At 51.5% G+C, this 16,222-nt stretch carries 13 protein-coding genes; 4 read left to right on the forward strand and 9 right to left on the reverse strand.

Annotation, left to right across the window (positions count from 1 at the left end; genetic code table 11):
• Nucleotides 1-161: 161 nt before the first annotated feature.
• Nucleotides 162-1,250 (reverse strand): TRAP transporter substrate-binding protein, encoded by a 1,089-nt coding sequence (locus C0081_RS20905; protein ID WP_101535682.1) that lies wholly within the window; start codon nucleotides 1,248-1,250, stop codon nucleotides 162-164.
• Between the two features lie 149 nt (nucleotides 1,251-1,399).
• On the opposite strand from C0081_RS20905, the gene C0081_RS20910 reads away from it, so the two are divergent.
• Together C0081_RS20910 and C0081_RS20915 are read left to right on the forward strand one after the other, a co-directional pair.
• Nucleotides 1,400-2,797 (forward strand): cache domain-containing protein, encoded by a 1,398-nt coding sequence (locus tag C0081_RS20910; RefSeq protein WP_101535683.1) that lies wholly within the window; start codon nucleotides 1,400-1,402, stop codon nucleotides 2,795-2,797.
• A gap of 153 nt (nucleotides 2,798-2,950) precedes the next feature.
• On the forward strand, nucleotides 2,951-3,649 hold the full coding sequence (locus tag C0081_RS20915; RefSeq protein WP_101535705.1) for a response regulator transcription factor: 699 nt from the start codon (nucleotides 2,951-2,953) through the stop codon (nucleotides 3,647-3,649).
• A gap of 146 nt (nucleotides 3,650-3,795) precedes the next feature.
• Here the strand turns inward: C0081_RS20915 and C0081_RS20920 are convergent, their stop codons facing one another.
• On the reverse strand, nucleotides 3,796-4,878 hold the full coding sequence (locus C0081_RS20920; protein ID WP_180966991.1) for a nickel/cobalt transporter: 1,083 nt from the start codon (nucleotides 4,876-4,878) through the stop codon (nucleotides 3,796-3,798).
• A 2-nt stretch (nucleotides 4,879-4,880) separates the two neighbouring features.
• Complete coding sequence (locus tag C0081_RS20925; RefSeq protein ID WP_210200582.1) at nucleotides 4,881-5,558, reverse strand: DUF1007 family protein; 678 nt, start codon at nucleotides 5,556-5,558, stop codon at nucleotides 4,881-4,883.
• Nucleotides 5,559-5,824: 266 nt separating this feature from the next.
• Between C0081_RS20925 and C0081_RS20930 the strand changes: the two genes are divergently transcribed.
• Nucleotides 5,825-6,886, forward strand: coding sequence for a Glu/Leu/Phe/Val dehydrogenase dimerization domain-containing protein (locus tag C0081_RS20930; protein ID WP_101535686.1), 1,062 nt, complete (start codon nucleotides 5,825-5,827; stop codon nucleotides 6,884-6,886).
• Between the two features lie 39 nt (nucleotides 6,887-6,925).
• Here the strand turns inward: C0081_RS20930 and C0081_RS20935 are convergent, their stop codons facing one another.
• Together C0081_RS20935 and C0081_RS20940 are read right to left on the reverse strand one after the other, a co-directional pair.
• Nucleotides 6,926-9,184: a heavy metal translocating P-type ATPase gene (locus C0081_RS20935; RefSeq protein WP_101535687.1), complete on the reverse strand. Its 2,259-nt coding sequence runs from the start codon at nucleotides 9,182-9,184 to the stop codon at nucleotides 6,926-6,928.
• A gap of 66 nt (nucleotides 9,185-9,250) precedes the next feature.
• Nucleotides 9,251-10,036, reverse strand: a complete 786-nt coding sequence (locus C0081_RS20940; protein WP_210200583.1) for a creatininase family protein — start codon at nucleotides 10,034-10,036, stop codon at nucleotides 9,251-9,253.
• 135 nt (nucleotides 10,037-10,171) lie between these two features.
• On the opposite strand from C0081_RS20940, the gene C0081_RS20945 reads away from it, so the two are divergent.
• Nucleotides 10,172-11,347 carry a pyridoxal phosphate-dependent aminotransferase gene (locus C0081_RS20945; RefSeq protein WP_101535688.1) on the forward strand — a complete coding sequence of 392 codons (1,176 nt, stop codon included), beginning with the start codon at nucleotides 10,172-10,174 and terminating at the stop codon, nucleotides 11,345-11,347.
• A 191-nt stretch (nucleotides 11,348-11,538) separates the two neighbouring features.
• On the opposite strand, the gene C0081_RS20950 is transcribed toward C0081_RS20945, so the two are convergent.
• The 4 genes from C0081_RS20950 to C0081_RS20965 all read right to left on the reverse strand — a co-directional run bounded on the left by C0081_RS20950 (nucleotide 11,539) and on the right by C0081_RS20965 (nucleotide 16,215).
• Nucleotides 11,539-12,939, reverse strand: coding sequence for a TRAP transporter large permease (locus tag C0081_RS20950; protein WP_101535689.1), 1,401 nt, complete (start codon nucleotides 12,937-12,939; stop codon nucleotides 11,539-11,541).
• A 12-nt stretch (nucleotides 12,940-12,951) separates the two neighbouring features.
• Nucleotides 12,952-13,548, reverse strand: coding sequence for a TRAP transporter small permease (locus C0081_RS20955; RefSeq protein WP_101535707.1), 597 nt, complete (start codon nucleotides 13,546-13,548; stop codon nucleotides 12,952-12,954).
• Nucleotides 13,549-13,642: 94 nt separating this feature from the next.
• On the reverse strand, nucleotides 13,643-14,638 hold the full coding sequence (locus C0081_RS20960; protein ID WP_101535690.1) for a DctP family TRAP transporter solute-binding subunit: 996 nt from the start codon (nucleotides 14,636-14,638) through the stop codon (nucleotides 13,643-13,645).
• A 245-nt stretch (nucleotides 14,639-14,883) separates the two neighbouring features.
• A complete protein-coding gene (locus C0081_RS20965; RefSeq protein ID WP_101535691.1) occupies nucleotides 14,884-16,215 on the reverse strand; it encodes a sigma-54-dependent transcriptional regulator in 1,332 nt (443 codons plus the stop codon).
• Nucleotides 16,216-16,222 lie beyond the last annotated feature (7 nt).

Consider the following 16,222-nt stretch of genomic DNA (forward strand, 5'->3'; position numbering starts at 1 on the left):
TATCAACACGATTTAAGGCAAGAAGACCGTTTGTCGCACGCATGAACAAGAAGCGTGCAACTGCCTTTACGGCTTCCAAATTATAAAGGTGTCCTCCCGGACAAAGAAGCTCCCCCCAAAAAATCGGGAGGAGCCAAAGCATAGGTGTCGTAGTGAGCTGATTAACCCAGCACGCGATCGCGGCTAAGGGTATAGGTCTGCTCAGCAATACGACCCCAATCGCCTACGTTTTTACGGGCTGTGATGTAGCTGTCATAGATGCGCTTGGAAAGCTCATCGGTATCAGCCACTTCTGCAACAACCTCTTCGGAGACTTTGCCAATCGCATCGAACACTTCGTCAGGGAACTGCTTGAGGTTGACACTATGCTTATTGAGCAATGTTTCCAGAGCCGCACCGTTTTTGGCGTTGAACTCGGAATACATGAAATTGTTTTCTGCCATGCAAGCATTCTGCACCACAGCCTGATCGGCTTTGGACAGGCTGTTAAACAGGTCAAGATTCACACCACAAGACAGGCCTGAACCTGGCTCATGAAAACCGGGATAGTAGTAGAATTTGGTGATCTTGTAGAACCCAAAGGCAAGGTCATTCCAAGGGCCGACCCATTCGGTCGCATCAATCGCACCAGACTGCAGGGATGGGAAAATTTCACCACCCGGCAAAGCCACAGCGGACGCCCCCATGCGGCGAAGAACTTCGCCACCAAGGCCAGGCATACGCATTTTCAGGCCTTTGAGGTCTTCAAGAGAATTGATTTCCTTGTTAAACCAGCCGCCCATCTGAACGCCAGTGTTACCAGCCATGAAAGGCTTGATGTTAAATTGTGCGGCCAGCTCGTCCCACAATTCCTGACCACCACCATTGAGAATCCAGGCATCCAGCTCATTGCCGGTCAGGCCCATTGGTACAGCGGTAAAGAAGTTGAAGGCCTTGTGCTTGCCTTGCCAGTAATATTCAGCACCATGATACATGTCTGCTGTACCGGTAGAAACCGCATCGAAGCACTCGAACGGAGGCACCAATTCACCAGCACCGTAAAGCTTGACGGTCAGACGACCATCTGTCATGGCAGTGATACGGTCAGCCATACGCTGAGCACCTGTGCCAAGACCAGGGAAGTTTTTAGGCCAAGTTGTGACCAATTTCAGCGTGCGTTTGTCCTGAGCAATTGCGGGGGCAGCCAAAGTGGTTGCGGCCGCTGCGCCAGACGCGAGCGTAGCTTTCTTTAGAAAGGAACGACGATCCATATATTTTTCTCCTCCAGATGCAATCTATTGTCGATTGCGGACCATTTAGGCCAGTTTTAGTGCTTACAGAAACGCCGATGGACCGGCTAGAGTAGTATCAGCGAGCAATATTGCGTAGAACTACACAATTCCTCAGCCAAAGGCGCAACATGAGCAAGATACGAACACAAAAGCTTTCCAATGCCAACGTAAAATTACCTTTTAAACTCAAAATTTTACTAATTGCTATATTGCCCATTATCGCCGTTTCAGCGCTCACTGGTTGGCTGATCCACATCGGAGCAAACAGTCTCATTGAGGTGGAGACTCGGCTAATTGAAAAGCGCATCCTCGATTTCCGCCAGCAAGAGCTCAAAAATTACATCTCGCTGGCACGCACCGCAATAGACCAAGACTATGTCGACGAAACCGTAGACATCCGAGTGGCACAAAAAGCGGTTCAGCAAATTTTGCACAATCTGAATTATGGTGATGACGGCTATTTCTTTGCGTATGATCGCAAAGGGACCAGCCTTGTTAACGCGCCGTCACCAGATCTCATCGGGAAAAATATTTGGTATATCAAAGACGAAGACGGAAAGTTTCTAATTCAAGACTTGATGCAGAAAGCTGTGAATGGCGGTGGCTTTACCAACTATATTTGGAACAAGCCCTCAACGGGCGAAAAAACACTAAAGTTGGGTTATTCGATCTACCTACCAAAATGGGGATGGATGCTCGGTACAGGTCTTTACCTGGATGACATCAAGCAACAAATAAACTCCTCGAGGGCCGACATGCGCGCCTCTACGCGTAAGGCAGAAACAATATTGTTCCTTGTCGCCCTTCTCGCCGTTGTGGTCACCGCCATCGCCGTCGCAGCCCTGCACTATAACGAACATAAACTCGCCGATGAAAAACTCAAAGCCTTGACCCGTCGCATCGTCGATGTGCAGGAGGAAGAACGCAAACGCGTATCCAATGACCTGCATGATGGCATCAATCAGCTTTTAGTCAGCGTGCGCCACCGTCTGGAGCTGGCCATTGATCATATATCAAAACCGGACAAAGCCTTACCTCTTATGAACAAAAGCCTATCCATTCTCGACACCTCAATCTCGGACGTGCGCCGCATCTCCAAAGCATTGCACCCTTCAGCACTGGACAACATCGGCCTCGCCGTCGCGATCAGGGAACTGGGGAGCGATTTTGAAGAAAGCACCCAAATCGAGACCCAAATAAGGGCTGATACCATTGGAAATCGCCTATCTGAGACAGCCAAAATTGCTATCTACAGGGTGGTTCAGGAAGCGTTGACCAATGTGGTACGTCACGCCAACGCCAGTGTGGTACAAATTGAAATGAAGGTGGATGACGACAACAAGATTGTGACATTGAAAATCTGGGACAATGGCGAGGGATTAAAAACGCCTGATCAACCCTCAAGCGGCAATGGCTTGGGGCTGCGCAATATGGTAGAACGGATGGAAAGTCAGGGTGGCAATTTGAGCATCCGCAATGGCGTATCAGGCGGCTTGGAGCTTATCGGCCTTATGCCACAAGTCTAACAATCCCTGTCCAACGCAGGGCTCAAGCCTTCACTTACTTGGCCTAGACCAGAGGAAAAGCCTCAATTGCTAGACCAAGTGGCTTTGCATTCTCCGGCGCATAGGCTATTTGGAACAAAACACTTGGGTAAACAGACGGAACCGCGTGATACAATGACCAATTCTGCATCCAACGAAGCGCAGAGCACGGATAAAAAAATCAGGATCGTGATTGCCGACGACCACGCTTTGGTGCGTGACGGCATTCGCGCGCGGCTGGAACTTAGCGACAATCTGGATATCGTTGCCGAAGCGGTCGATGGCTTGGAAGCAGTCAAACTCACCCGCTTGCATCAACCCGATGTTGTTATGCTCGACATCTCGATGCCCAATTGCAACGGATTGGAAGCAGCTCGTCTTATCCGCCAAGAAAACAAAGATTGCCGCATTCTGTTCCTCTCGATGCATGACAATCCTGAATATGTGCAAGCAGCTGTCAAAGCAGGAGCCAACGGCTTTTTACTCAAAGATGTCTGTGCCTCAGGCATGACATCGGCAATCGCATCTGTGGCCGCCGGCGGATATTATTTTTCCAAAAGCATCTCGCTGGAAGCCCTCAAAGAAGACAACGACAAGGCCGAAAACAACCCCTACAATCTCACGGACAGAGAGCTCGATGTCCTCAAAGGGATTGCAGAAGGCAAAGCCAACAAAGAAATTGCGTCCATTCTGGGCATCGGAGTCCGCACAGTGGAGAGCCACAGGCAAAGAATGCGCGAGAAGATCGGCGGCGGGAATTCCGCTCAATTGACCCACATTGCCATGGAAATGGGACTTGTCGGCCCGACGACAGAAAGCTTTCTCGATCTTTAGCAACTCTTGCTAATGGATAGCACAAAACATTTCCCCCAATATTTCTGGGGTTTGCACGGCAATCCATCAAATTGTTTTGATCATTTGATTCCTCAGAAAATGCCGAATGGTTTGCAACATCAGGTTCAAACCACCAGGACCAATCTTCACAACAGATTGGCCAACAACAGCACAAGACCAAATCCAAGCACAACGAGCCCGGCCAGCAACAAGACAGCAGCACCGAACCAATCCAGCATTCTATGCGACATACCCCGCTCTGCCAGAGTCTGCGAGAAGCTCCGTGCATAGGCAGCAACCAGAGCAAGCATAGCGATGGTCAATCCTGTACCCAACCCCATCGCATAGGCTGCAAGAACACCAGCCCAAAACACTTTCTGAGACAACGCAAAAACCAAAACGATCAACGCCCCTGAACAAGGCCGCAGCCCCATCGAAACCACAGCAAGAGCCATCCCGCGCATGCCGTGCGCCTCTTCAACCAACTCAAGTGCAGGCGCATGAGAATGACCACAACCACAGCCTTCCGCATGGTCATGTTTATGCTCATGGATGTGCAAGCTGTCGTGATGCTGTGAGGGACCATGGACATGCGAGTGCGTGTGGGCGTGACTATCCGTTTTATTAGCTACATTACCCAAAGCACGCACAGAGAGGTAGGCACGCCAAGCGCGCAACAACAGCCACAGCCCCAACAGCACGAACATGCCATAGGACGCCAATTCCAAAAGCTGTGCTGTCTGGGTGATGGCAACCGCAGTGAGATTAAGTGCAACTGCTGCTATGCCGATCAAAAAAACCGCCACCGAAGCCTGCACCATTGCAGCTATGAGCGCCAAAAGGGCACCTTTTCGAGCGGTCGCACCACTGGCAAACAAATAAGTCGTCAGCACCACTTTGCCGTGGCCAGGCCCCGCCGCATGGAAGGCCCCATAGGCAAAAGACAACCCTAACAAAGCCCCCAAAGCAGCCCAACTGCCTTCAACCAACTTTACTGCATCTTTAAGAGCCATGTAGAACTCAGACTGACGCGCCAAAATCCAGCCTTGTATGTCTCCCCAAACCCCAGATCCCATGAGCGGCCCTGTCGTTTCGGGCAATGCAACGCCAAATGGCGACTTTGTGGCAAAGGCTTCCGCCCCGGGCAAGAACCCTGCCAGCAGCACCATCGCAGTCGCTAAAAGAATCACTGCAAAAATGATTGACGCAGATCGCATACGCTCAGACATGTCTATTCGCATGTCAAAATCACCTGATTGGCCATAGTGGATGTCATCTGCATCAAATCATCCGGAATCTCGCGTTGATCCGCAGGAATCTGAGCCAGCAATCCCATCGTCTCATCATCAAGCGCTTCGGCCTGTTTGACGCGAATGGAACACCCCTGATGAGCGCTGGTCAACTTGGCTGGCTCCTTCGCCGCAAAAGAAAAGTCTACGAAAAAACTGGGATCATAAACGTCAAGCAACACCTCTTGCTCCACCTTAACATCCGCGACCACCGGCAAAGTGAAATGCAGCACCAGCGTTTCACCCTTCACTGAAAGCCAATAGTCTTTTGGATCGCCAAAGGTTGAAGCTTCTGTCTCTGGGGCACCCTTAATATAGAGATCAGAAAAATAGGCATATTCCGAGAGAGACTCAACATTCACCTGCGCCAGAGGTTGCAACTCCTCTCGCGAGAGAACCCCATCCCCACTGTCATCCAACCCTTGGCTGGCAAAAGCACTGAAAGCCTCATCAAAGGTCCACTGATAACGCACTTCTTTGACGGACCGCTCTTGCATGACCACTTCAGCCTGCACCGTCACCCATACGTGGGGGTGCGCCTTCGCCACCGACAGAGGTGCCGCACAAGCAATAATGAATAAAGGCAGAGAGTGCAGAATAGGACCCAACAACTTGAACATCGAAACACCTCTGAGAAACAAGAAAACAGCAAAACCATCCAGCAGAATCACTACCATATGACCATAGCAGACGCAGCAGTCTAACTTTCTAGGCAAGCAGTTCGGCAAGAACATGTCGCACAGGCTCATCAACAGGAATATGAATTTCGACACAGCAATAAAACAAGAGGATTATTTCCGATATCTCCCGAATTCTTAGAAAAATAAATGCGATATTTTCAAACAATTGATTGATAATTTCCAAAACAATTACATTTGAGGGAATTATGAACCTGATCACCAACAATATAAAAATGCCTGCGACATTTGATCACCCTGAATTTCATGACCATGAACAGGTCTTGTTTTGTTCGGATAAAAAAAGTCGATTGCGCGCCATCATAGCCGTCCACAACACCAATCTCGGCCCCGCCATAGGCGGCTGTCGCATGTGGGCCTATGATACTGGCGACGCAGCATTAACTGATGCACTGCGCCTTTCTCGGGGCATGACCTATAAAAACGCTCTTGCAGGCCTGCCCCATGGCGGAGGGAAATCGGTTATTCTGGGCGATTCCCACACGGATAAAACCCCGGATCTACTGCGCGCGTTTGCCCATCATGTCAAATGCCTGGCAGCGCGCTACATCACGGCAGAGGATGTAGGCATCACCAATAAAGACGCCGATTTAATGGCCTCAATCGCACCCAACGTTGGCGGCACCTCTCAATCCAGTCTGGGAGACCCAAGTCCCTTCACCGCGCTTGGCGTTTATTGTGGCATCAAGTCAGCCGCACAGCATATGTATGGCTCCGATAATCTCGCTGGAAAATATATATCCGTGAAAGGGCTGGGCAATGTCGGGTTCCGACTGGCCGACTATTTGCACAAAGACGGTGCCAAACTGATCCTGTCCGATGTCTATGAACCCAATCTCAAACGAGCCGTCGAGGCCTTTGGTGCCCAAAGCGTCAGCCCAGACGAAGCCCACGCAGTCGATTGTGATATTTTTGCTCCTTGTGCACTGGGTGCCGGCCTGAACAGTCAAACCATTCCGGCCATTCAGGCAGCCATCGTCGCTGGCGCCGCCAACAACCAGCTAGAAACCAACCAAGACGGGGTCCGGCTTATGGAACGGGGCATCTTATATGCCCCCGATTATGTTATAAACGCGGGCGGCGTTATTGCCGTCGCCGAGCCCCTCGGCCCCAATGCTGCATCCAACACCATCGCCAGAACACGCGCCATCGGCAATACTCTCAGTCAAATTTTCACTGACGCACAGAAAAGCGGCAAACCCACAGCTGTGATCGCCGATCGCTTGGCTGAACAGCGCTTCATGGCCTGAACTATCCGTAGCAAGAGTTAGAAACAGAGCCAGACAGCATCAATCAGTCTGTCTGGCTTTCCAACGGCGCAAAAGCAAGGCATTACTCACCACAGAGACCGAGCTAAAGGCCATTGCGCCACCGGCTAGAGCGGGATTGAGCATCCCTAAGGCGGCCAGCGGTATGCCAATAATATTATAGAAAAACGCCCAGAATAGATTCTGCCAGATCTTTTTATACGTCCTCTGGGCAATATCGAATGCAGCCCCCACCAAGCGGGTATCCTCACGCATCAATGTTATCGCAGCCGCGCCGATAGCCACATCTGTACCCGACCCCATGGCGATGCCGATATCAGCCTGAGCCAAAGCAGGGGCGTCATTGAGACCATCGCCCACCATCGCCACCACATGCCCCTCTTTTTGCAAGCTTTCCAGTTTGCTCAGCTTTTGACGGGGCGAAACACCACCGATGGCCTCATCCAAACCCAAGATTTCACCGACACGACGCACGGTCTCTGGCGCGTCACCACTCAGCAGAATTGTTTTCAGCCCCTTGGCTTTAAGCTCGGCAACGGCTTGCAAAGCCTCTTCTCGAACCTCATCGCGGAATCCCAGCAGCGCCACCAATACGCCGTTTTTAGCCACAGCGGAAACCGTCAGACCCTCAGTTTGAATATCATGGCGCGCGGCATCCGCAGCAGACAATTCAACAGATTGAGCTTCTAAAAAACCAAAGGTCCCAATCAAGTAATCCGCTCCATTGACCCGGCCAGCCACACCTTCCCCGACATGGGCAACAATTTGCTCGGCAGACGGAATGGAACAGCCAAGATTCTGCGCAGCATTCAAACACGCCTTGGCCAACGGATGCTCACTCCCTGCCTGAACCGCGGCCACATCACCGATCAAATCCATCTCTGAATCTTGGGACAGCATGCGCGTGGTGACAAGACTTGGTTTGCCTCGGGTCAGTGTGCCGGTTTTATCAAACACCACATGGCTGACTTTGCCTGCGCGTTCCAACACGTCAATATCGCGGATCAAAACACCGCTTTTGGCCGCAGCACCCGTTCCCGCCACCAGAGCCGTGGGCGTGGCAAGCCCCAACGCACAAGGGCAGGCAATCACCAAAACGGAAACAGAGGCCACCAGCGCCTGTTCCAGCGTGCCACCCGACAGCATCCAGACAGCAAAAGTCAACAAAGCGATGCCAACAACCACCGGTACAAAAATAGCAGATATCCGGTCTGCCAGACTCTGCATTTTGGCCCGCCCCGTCTGGGCCTGATCGACCAATCGGATAATTCGAGCCAGCACGGTATCATCGCCCAGCGCCACAACTTCCAGCACCACAGCACCCACACCGTTGATCGCTCCGGTAATAACTTTCTCACCTGCTTGCCTTAACACCGGCTCGCTTTCGCCTGACAACAGGGCTTCGTTGAACTCACTGCGTCCTTCCTTAATGATTCCGTCTACGGGCACCACTTCACCCGGTAGCACGCGAATAAGATCGCCGGCCTTCACCGCTTCGATCGCCACGTGATGATCAGTTGAACCATCGGTACCAATCAGCCGCGCCTCTCGCGGCCGCAACCCCATCAAGGCATGCAGGGCATCCGCAGCACTGCGACGCGCGCGGCCTTCCAGCCACTTGCCAAAAACAATCAGCGTCAAAATCGCAGCCGAGGCCTCAAAATAGAGATGCCCCACCGCCCCATCGCCTAACGTCAGCATTTGATACAGTGAAAAAAGAAACGCAGCACTGGTTCCCAGTGCGACCAAAACATCCATATTGGCCGAACCACTGACCAACGCCTTGACCGCGCCTTGATAGAACCGCGCGCCAACAATAATTTGAACCGGCAACGCCAAAGCCAACTGAAGCATTGGCGACAAATGCCACTGCACCCCAAACCAACCCAGCATCATCGGAGCAACCAACGGCAGGGTCAGCACAAGCGAGAATAAAAACAGATAAAAAGACTGCCTTTCTTCACGTGCCCGATCAGAATCCAGTTTTTCCGCCTGTGCTTTGCGCTCAGACAGACTGCCTTGGCGCAGGCTCGCACCAAAACCGGTTTTCTCGATCATGGCCTTGATGGCTGAGGCGTCATACCCATTATCGACGGTCACATCAGCCCGCTCAAGCGCCAAATTGACGTGCGCTTCAATGCCTTCCTTAGCATTGAGCACTCGCTCGACGCGCGAAGAACAGGCGGCACAATGCATACCGGTGATGTCAAACACCAAAGTCTTGTCTGCGTGCGAGGCATTAGATTTGGCAATCGGAGAAGCGTCGGAACTTGGAGACATATCTGTTACCGCCAGAATGATTGAATGCAAGAGAGGTACAGTCTAAAGCCTCCAGTGGCTGGAAGGTCAAGCCATTCCTATCTGCAACCGCTGGACTTCTCGGGCATATACCAAGAATTCTTGAGCGATATTGGCCAAAAGCGTTTCGCCCTTCTCTGCACTCGCAATTCCAGCATTGCCAACCACTCCCGCCCCATTCAGATCCGAAGCCATCCAGCCGACTGACTTGCGCCCATAAAAGCGCACATGTTTATTTTGTTCAGCCACATCTTGCTGCAGCGATTTAAAGTTAGACGCCTTGCTCATATCAACAAGATTTGGCGCCATTGCGAGCATCAAGGATGTTTCAACCGCCCCGCCATGAATGCCAAAGGCGATTTCGTCAGTTTCAAACAATCCGTCAGGATAGCCGAAGCGCAGCCAATTGGTTGCCGAAGCGAGCATGTTGTGATGGACCCGCAAATCCTGAATGAGAATTTCCATCAAAGGCACATTGCCGCCGTGGCTGTTGATGATGATAAGACGCTTTATTCCCGCCCGTTTCACCGACAGACAAATATCCATCCAGACCGGTAACAAATGCTTCCAGCTTGACGTCAACGTACCATCGCCATCCAAATGTTCTTCTGACCAACCCACCTGTTGAACGGGTAGAAAAACCAGCGGCAAGTTTATAGGTTTGCTTGCCACGACCCGTTCAATATAGCCTTCAGCCAGAACGGCATCCGTACCGGTTGGCAAATGCGGTCCATGCTGCTCAATAGCAGCAATAGGCAACACAGCCACCGCCTCTGCCAATCTGGGATCAGCAAAATCATCACGTCCCATTTCGCGCCAATGGCTTTTGATCATTGAATTTCCTCGTTTGATCCGTTGGCTTAATCTAACCCCATTCTTTACCTTAGACCAGTAGCTCAACGGACTTTACGCGCGCTCGGGCACCGCCTATCTTAGCCGCAAACAACAATCTGACAGCTGGGAGGCCACATGCTTAGACCCATATCCAATTTTGAAAGCCTCGGCGATGAGAATGCCTTTGCCGTTCTGGCACGCGCCAACCAATTGGCCGCAGAAGGCCGCGATATCATCAATCTGGGCATTGGTCAGCCCGATTTTAAAACGCCCGACCATATTGTTCAGGCAGCCATTGATGCCCTTAACGCCGGAGAGCATGGCTATACACCGGCCATTGGCATCCCCAAACTACGCGAAGCAGTGGCAGATGATTTGAACCGCCGCCACGGTGCGAGCATCAGCCCCGATGAAGTCATGATCATGCCCGGTGGCAAAGTCACCATGTATATGGCCATCACCATGTTCGGTCAGCCAGGCGCCGAAATCCTATATCCAGACCCGGGCTTTCCCATTTACCGCTCAATGATTGAATTCACCGGTGCAAAACCAGTGCCTGTGCCTCTGCGCGAGGAAAACGGCTTTGCCTTTTCGGCAGACGAATTGCTAGGCCTCATCACGCCTGCCACGCGCTTGATCATCGTCAACAGCCCCTCCAACCCGACCGGAGGTGTCACCCCCAAAAGCGAAATCGACAAATTGGTCAAGGGATTGCAGGCTTTCCCCGATGTCGCCATCATGTCCGATGAAATCTACTCCCGCATGACCTTTGACGGTCTGGAGCATCAAAGCCTGACCTCTTATCCTGAACTCAAAGATCGGCTGATCCTGCTGTCCGGTTGGTCAAAAACCTATGCCATGACCGGCTGGCGTTTGGGATTTTCTGTCTGGCCCAAACAATTGTATGATGATGTACGCAAGCTGGCGGTCAACTCCTACTCATGCGTCAATAGCGCAGCGCAGTTCGCCGGCATTGCCGCCATCAATGGGCCACAAGAGGCCGCTGACGCAATGATGGTGGAATTTGACACCCGCAGAAAGGCAGTCGTAGAAGCATTAAACGGCCTGCCAAGCGTGTCCTGCGTGACACCCAAAGGCGCCTTTTATGCTTTCCCCAACATCAGCCAGACTGGGTTCAAAGCCAAAGACCTTTCGTCACGGCTTCTGGAAGAAGCTGGAGTTGCAACAATCGGAGGACCCGATTTCGGGGTCTATGGCGAAGGCTACATCCGCCTGTCCTACGCCAACAGTCTGGACAACATCCTCAAAGCAGTTGAGCGCATGGGGGAATTCCTAAGCAAAAACGGCTAATTTTTTAACCCGTAGAGCCCGACTTGGATTGCACGAGGGCGAACCTGCGCGGCATCAAAACGAGCAGAAACCGCAGGGCTCAACTGAACATCAGCCGTTCCCTACGGTGATATAACAAGAAAAGCCGCATCATAATCAAAGATGCGGCTTTATCAATTGCTCAGACAAGAGGTCGTTTAAGCCCCATGGCTTTATCGCGTTACGATCTCCGGCCCCATCAAAGCGGTAGGGATCGCCGTAGAGAGCCACGGAATATAGGTAACCAACACAAGGAAGATCATCAAAATCCCTACCCATGGCAAGGCCGCTCGCACCACCTGAAAGAGCGACATGCCAGTGATACCCGAGGTCACAAACAGATTGAGACCGATAGGCGGTGTGATCATACCGATCTCCATATTCACCACCATGATGATACCCAAGTGAATAGGATCAACACCCAATTCAATAGCAATCGGGAAGACAACCGGAGCGACGATCAACAATAGCCCTGACGGTTCCATGAACTGCCCACCAATCAACAACAGCACATTGACGGCAATCAGGAAGGTGAACCAGTTGAAACCGGCACCAACCATCAAATCGGTGATTTGTTGAGGAATGCGCTCGGTCGTTAAGACATGAGCAAACAGCAATGCGTTGGCAATGATGAACATCAGCATGATGGTCGTCTTGGCCGAGTCGGTCATGACCTTCTGTGTATCACGATGCACCAGAGCCATCGGAAAGCGCGTGATCGTCATATAGAGATTGCGAAACACCAATTCCGGCAGGCTTTCGCTTGGCCGGCGCCACAAGACACCGCGCAATGGCCCCATATCGCGATAAACAAACAACGCCACAAACGCTGCATACACAGCAGCAACAGCAGCCGCTTCAGTTGGTGTAAATACCCCGCCGTAAATCCCCCCGAGAATGATGACAATCAGGAACAGGCCAAAGGACGAATCCAAAGCGGCAGACAAAAATTCACGCCGTCCCTGCCATGGCTGGCGCGGATAATTGTTGCGTTTGGCCGAAATATAGATTCCGACCATCAACATGGCACCTGCCAGAAGACCAGGTATGATCCCCGCTAGAAACATACGCCCGACGGACACATCCGTGGCAGCCGCATAAACCACCATCACGATCGACGGCGGAATAAGAATGCCCAACGTGCCAGCATTGGCGATAATGCCTGCGGCAAACTCCTTGGGATATCCAACTTCTTTCATACCCGCAATCACGATCGTACCGATCGCCACCACAGTCGCGGGAGACGAACCGGACAGCGCTGCAAACAACATACAGGCAAAGACCCCAGCCATCGCCAATCCGCCAGGGAATGGCCCTACGACCACAATAGCAAATCGAATGATCCTCTTTGCTACCCCTCCAGTCGCCATAAAGCTCGACGACACCACAAAGAAGGGAATAGCCAAAAGCGTGTAATGCTCAGTCGCTTCGAACAGCTTTTGTGCCATCGAAGACAAGCTGTCATTTGAGAAAAATTGAATGAAAACAACGCTAGACAGACCCAAAGAGATTGAAATGGGCGCACCCAACAACAGCAGGCTCAAGACCATGCCAAATAGAAATAGAGTATCCATGAAGCCTGTCTCCTAAACCGCATCTTTGTTTTCAGCGACAAGGTCTTCGGCCTCGTGGCTAGCAATCATCATGCGCCGATCGCCGGTTATGATCTGCCATGCGGCTTGCAAACAGCGAAAAGCAAATAAGACCAATCCAATGGGTAATATCGAAAAGGCAAACCAACGTGGGACTTCATTGTCAAAAATCTCCCAGCCGATTGCAGGCGCCACACCATTAGCAAACCAATCGGGAAACCTCAGGTCCTGCATGCCCAAACTGAATTTATGCAATTTAGAGAGATAGGTTATTGAGCCATCCAGCAGCATCAGCGCGTAGAGAACACCCGTCAACGCACCAAACACCGCGACAATGCGAAACAAGCGCTTGGGCAACAGAGCCACAATGGCATCAACACCCAAATGCGCACCGATTTTGACCCCATAGGACATGCCAAACAGAATCATCCAAGCATACATCAAGGTGGTAGCCTCAAGTGCGGCCCCCCACCCGGTGTTGAAAACATAACGAGCAATCACCTGAGAAAAGGTCAGCAGCACCATGCCTGCCATCAACAGCGCGATCACGGTCTCTTCAAATTTGGTGACAATCCGAGAAAGTCGTTCCATATCAGCCCCCCCTGCACTGCCAGAACAGCGCATTAGTGTAAAAGAAGGGCAGATACGCCGCCCTTCTTCATGACTGTCGAATTTTGTAAGGAAATTAGTTGTTGGCAGACAACGCCGCATCGATCAGATCCTGACCAATATCATCTTTAAACTGATCCCAGACCGGATTCATGGCATCCACCCATGCTTGACGCTGCTCTGGTGTCAATTCACGGATCACACTGCCAGCTTCAGCGATTTTTGCGCGGTTTTGCTCGTTGATCTCGGTGGACATGGCATTACGGGTCGCGGCCACTTCATCCATAATGGTTTTTAACTGGGTGCGGATGCCCTCGTCCAAACCATCCCACCATTCAACAGACGTAACCACGAGGTAATCAAGCACCTGATGATTGGTCACAGTGACACCGTCCTGCACCTCAAAGAATTTTTTGGTGTAAATGTTAGACCAAGTATTTTCCTGACCATCAACAACGCCGGTTTGCAAGGCACCATAGACTTCAGCGAAAGCGAGTTTCTGAGGGTTGGCGTCCAAAGCTTCGATCATAGCAACGGCCACTTCAGAGGTCTGCACGCGGAACTTCATGCCGGCAGCGTCCGTTGGCAAAAGCAGCGGTTTGCCCGCAGAAAAATGCTTGATGCCATTATGCCAATAACCAAGACCCTGAAGGCCTTTGCGTTGCATGGAATCAAGCAATTTTTGACCATCGGCAGAGGTCTGGAAGCGATCAACCGCATTGATGTCTTTAAACAGGAAAGGCAAGTCGAAGATGCGAAATTTTTTGGTAAAACGCTCGAATTTAGCCAAGGAAGGCGCCGCCATCTGAACATCACCAAGAAGCAGTGCTTCAAGCACTTTATCATCATTGAAAAGTTGGGAGTTCGGGAAAACTTCCATGCATGCTTTGCCGTTCATTTCTTCATTGACACGCTTTGCCAACAATGCTGCGGCTTCCCCTTTGGGATGGCCGGTGGCAGCAGTCACATGGCTGAACTTGATAACAATCTCGCCCTCGTCACAATTGGCAAATGCAGGGGCTGCACTCAAAGCAAAGGCGGTAGCCGCAGCGGCCATAACCAGTTTCTTCATTCTTGTCTCCTCCCAGAGAATCATAGTCATGATTAAACCCAACAAGGGTATGATCTGAGAGTTAGCAAGCCTCGTGCCAGTTGCCCAAACAAGTTGCTCATTACTCGTAAAGGCTTGAATTCAAAGCATACCAGCCATGTAACAATGGCATACTCAGTTCAGTTGCTTGAAATCTCTGGGTAGGTTCCCACACAAACACACCTCCACCTGCGTGGAAACCCACACAAATTATGCAAGACAATTGATCAATCGAGGCCATACTTGGTCAGTTTGTCATAGAGCGTTTTGCGACCGATACCCAAAAACTCGGCGGTCTTTGTACGGCAATCGTCTTGTTGTTTGAGAGCCTCCATGATCAATTGCTTTTCATAAGCACCAACACGCGTTGGCAGCGACGCGTTGCTCGCAGCAAGCACCCCGGTCTCTTCTTTCCCCAGTTTTAAAGGCAAACCAAGAACAAAGCGATCCGCAGCATTGCGCAATTCGCGCACATTTCCTGGCCAATCATAAGAGATTAGACGGTCCAAAACAGCCGTCGTCAGATCGGGAATGTCCTTGCGATAACGAGATCGCGCACCCCGTACCAGAAAATTAAAAAGATCAGGAATATCTTCTTTGCGCTCCCGCAATGGCGGGATTTGCAAAGTAACCACATTCAAACGATAGAACAGGTCTGGACGAAAACGCCCATCCCGTCCTGCCAGATCAAGATCTATCTTGGTGGCCGCAATGAAACGAACATCAAGTGGGATCAGGTCATTGGTGCCCAGCGGCTCTACAGCGCGTTCTTCAATTACCCTCAAAAGTTTAACCTGTAATTCAAGAGGCATAGCCTCGATTTCATCGAGAAAGACAGTGCCGCCGTTGGCGTGCTGCAATTTACCGATTCGTTTGGCAGATGCTCCGGTAAAAGCACCCAGCGCATGGCCAAACAACTCGGACTCAATGATATCAGCAGGCAATCCGCCGCAATTGAGCGCCACAAATGGCTGCATTGATCGTCGCCCTTCTTCGTGCAACGCCCGTGCCACCATTTCCTTGCCGCAGCCTGTTTCCCCTTCGACGAGAATATCGGCATCCGTGTCGGCCAAAGCCAAGATTTCGGCCCGTAAGCGGTGCATGACAGCCGACTGGCCAACAAGCCGCCCTTCCAGTTTGCTCTCCTCGGCCAATTCCTGACGCAAGGCTCTGTTTTCCAAGACAAGTCGCCGCTTTTCCACTGCGCGTGCCACAACGCTAACAAGCTGAGCCACTGGAAACGGCTTTTCTATGAAGTCATAAGCACCACTGCGCATAGCTTCCACTGCCAGCGGCACGTCCCCGTGACCAGTAATTAAGATAACCGGGAATGCATCATCCAGCTCATATACCTGTTTCATCAAAACGAGGCCATCATCTGCCCCGAGCCGGATGTCAGAAATCAAGATCCCGTCGAGGTGGCGGGAGATCATCTCGAGAACACCGTCCGGACTGTAAAAATCCTGCACCTCATAGCCTGCTAGTTCAAGCCCCTGACGCAGTGCAAAACGAACATCTTCTTCATCTTCTGCCAACAGTATTATGGGCTGACGCTGCATGATTTCC

The organism is Cohaesibacter celericrescens (assembly GCF_002866925.1).
In the GTDB taxonomy this organism is placed as follows: Bacteria; Pseudomonadota; Alphaproteobacteria; order Rhizobiales; family Cohaesibacteraceae; genus Cohaesibacter; species Cohaesibacter celericrescens.

Coding starts and splice junctions, on each gene's coding strand:
- C0081_RS20905 (WP_101535682.1), bottom strand. CDS start 1,250: ATGGATCGTCGTTCCTTTCTAAAGAAAGCTACGCTCGCGTCTGGCGCA.
- C0081_RS20910 (WP_101535683.1), top strand. CDS start 1,400: ATGAGCAAGATACGAACACAAAAGCTTTCCAATGCCAACGTAAAATTA.
- C0081_RS20915 (WP_101535705.1), top strand. CDS start 2,951: ATGACCAATTCTGCATCCAACGAAGCGCAGAGCACGGATAAAAAAATC.
- C0081_RS20920 (WP_180966991.1), bottom strand. CDS start 4,878: ATGTCTGAGCGTATGCGATCTGCGTCAATCATTTTTGCAGTGATTCTT.
- C0081_RS20925 (WP_210200582.1), bottom strand. CDS start 5,558: ATGTTCAAGTTGTTGGGTCCTATTCTGCACTCTCTGCCTTTATTCATT.
- C0081_RS20930 (WP_101535686.1), top strand. CDS start 5,825: ATGAACCTGATCACCAACAATATAAAAATGCCTGCGACATTTGATCAC.
- C0081_RS20935 (WP_101535687.1), bottom strand. CDS start 9,184: ATGTCTCCAAGTTCCGACGCTTCTCCGATTGCCAAATCTAATGCCTCG.
- C0081_RS20940 (WP_210200583.1), bottom strand. CDS start 10,036: ATGATCAAAAGCCATTGGCGCGAAATGGGACGTGATGATTTTGCTGAT.
- C0081_RS20945 (WP_101535688.1), top strand. CDS start 10,172: ATGCTTAGACCCATATCCAATTTTGAAAGCCTCGGCGATGAGAATGCC.
- C0081_RS20950 (WP_101535689.1), bottom strand. CDS start 12,939: ATGGATACTCTATTTCTATTTGGCATGGTCTTGAGCCTGCTGTTGTTG.
- C0081_RS20955 (WP_101535707.1), bottom strand. CDS start 13,548: ATGGAACGACTTTCTCGGATTGTCACCAAATTTGAAGAGACCGTGATC.
- C0081_RS20960 (WP_101535690.1), bottom strand. CDS start 14,638: ATGAAGAAACTGGTTATGGCCGCTGCGGCTACCGCCTTTGCTTTGAGT.
- C0081_RS20965 (WP_101535691.1), bottom strand. CDS start 16,215: ATGCAGCGTCAGCCCATAATACTGTTGGCAGAAGATGAAGAAGATGTT.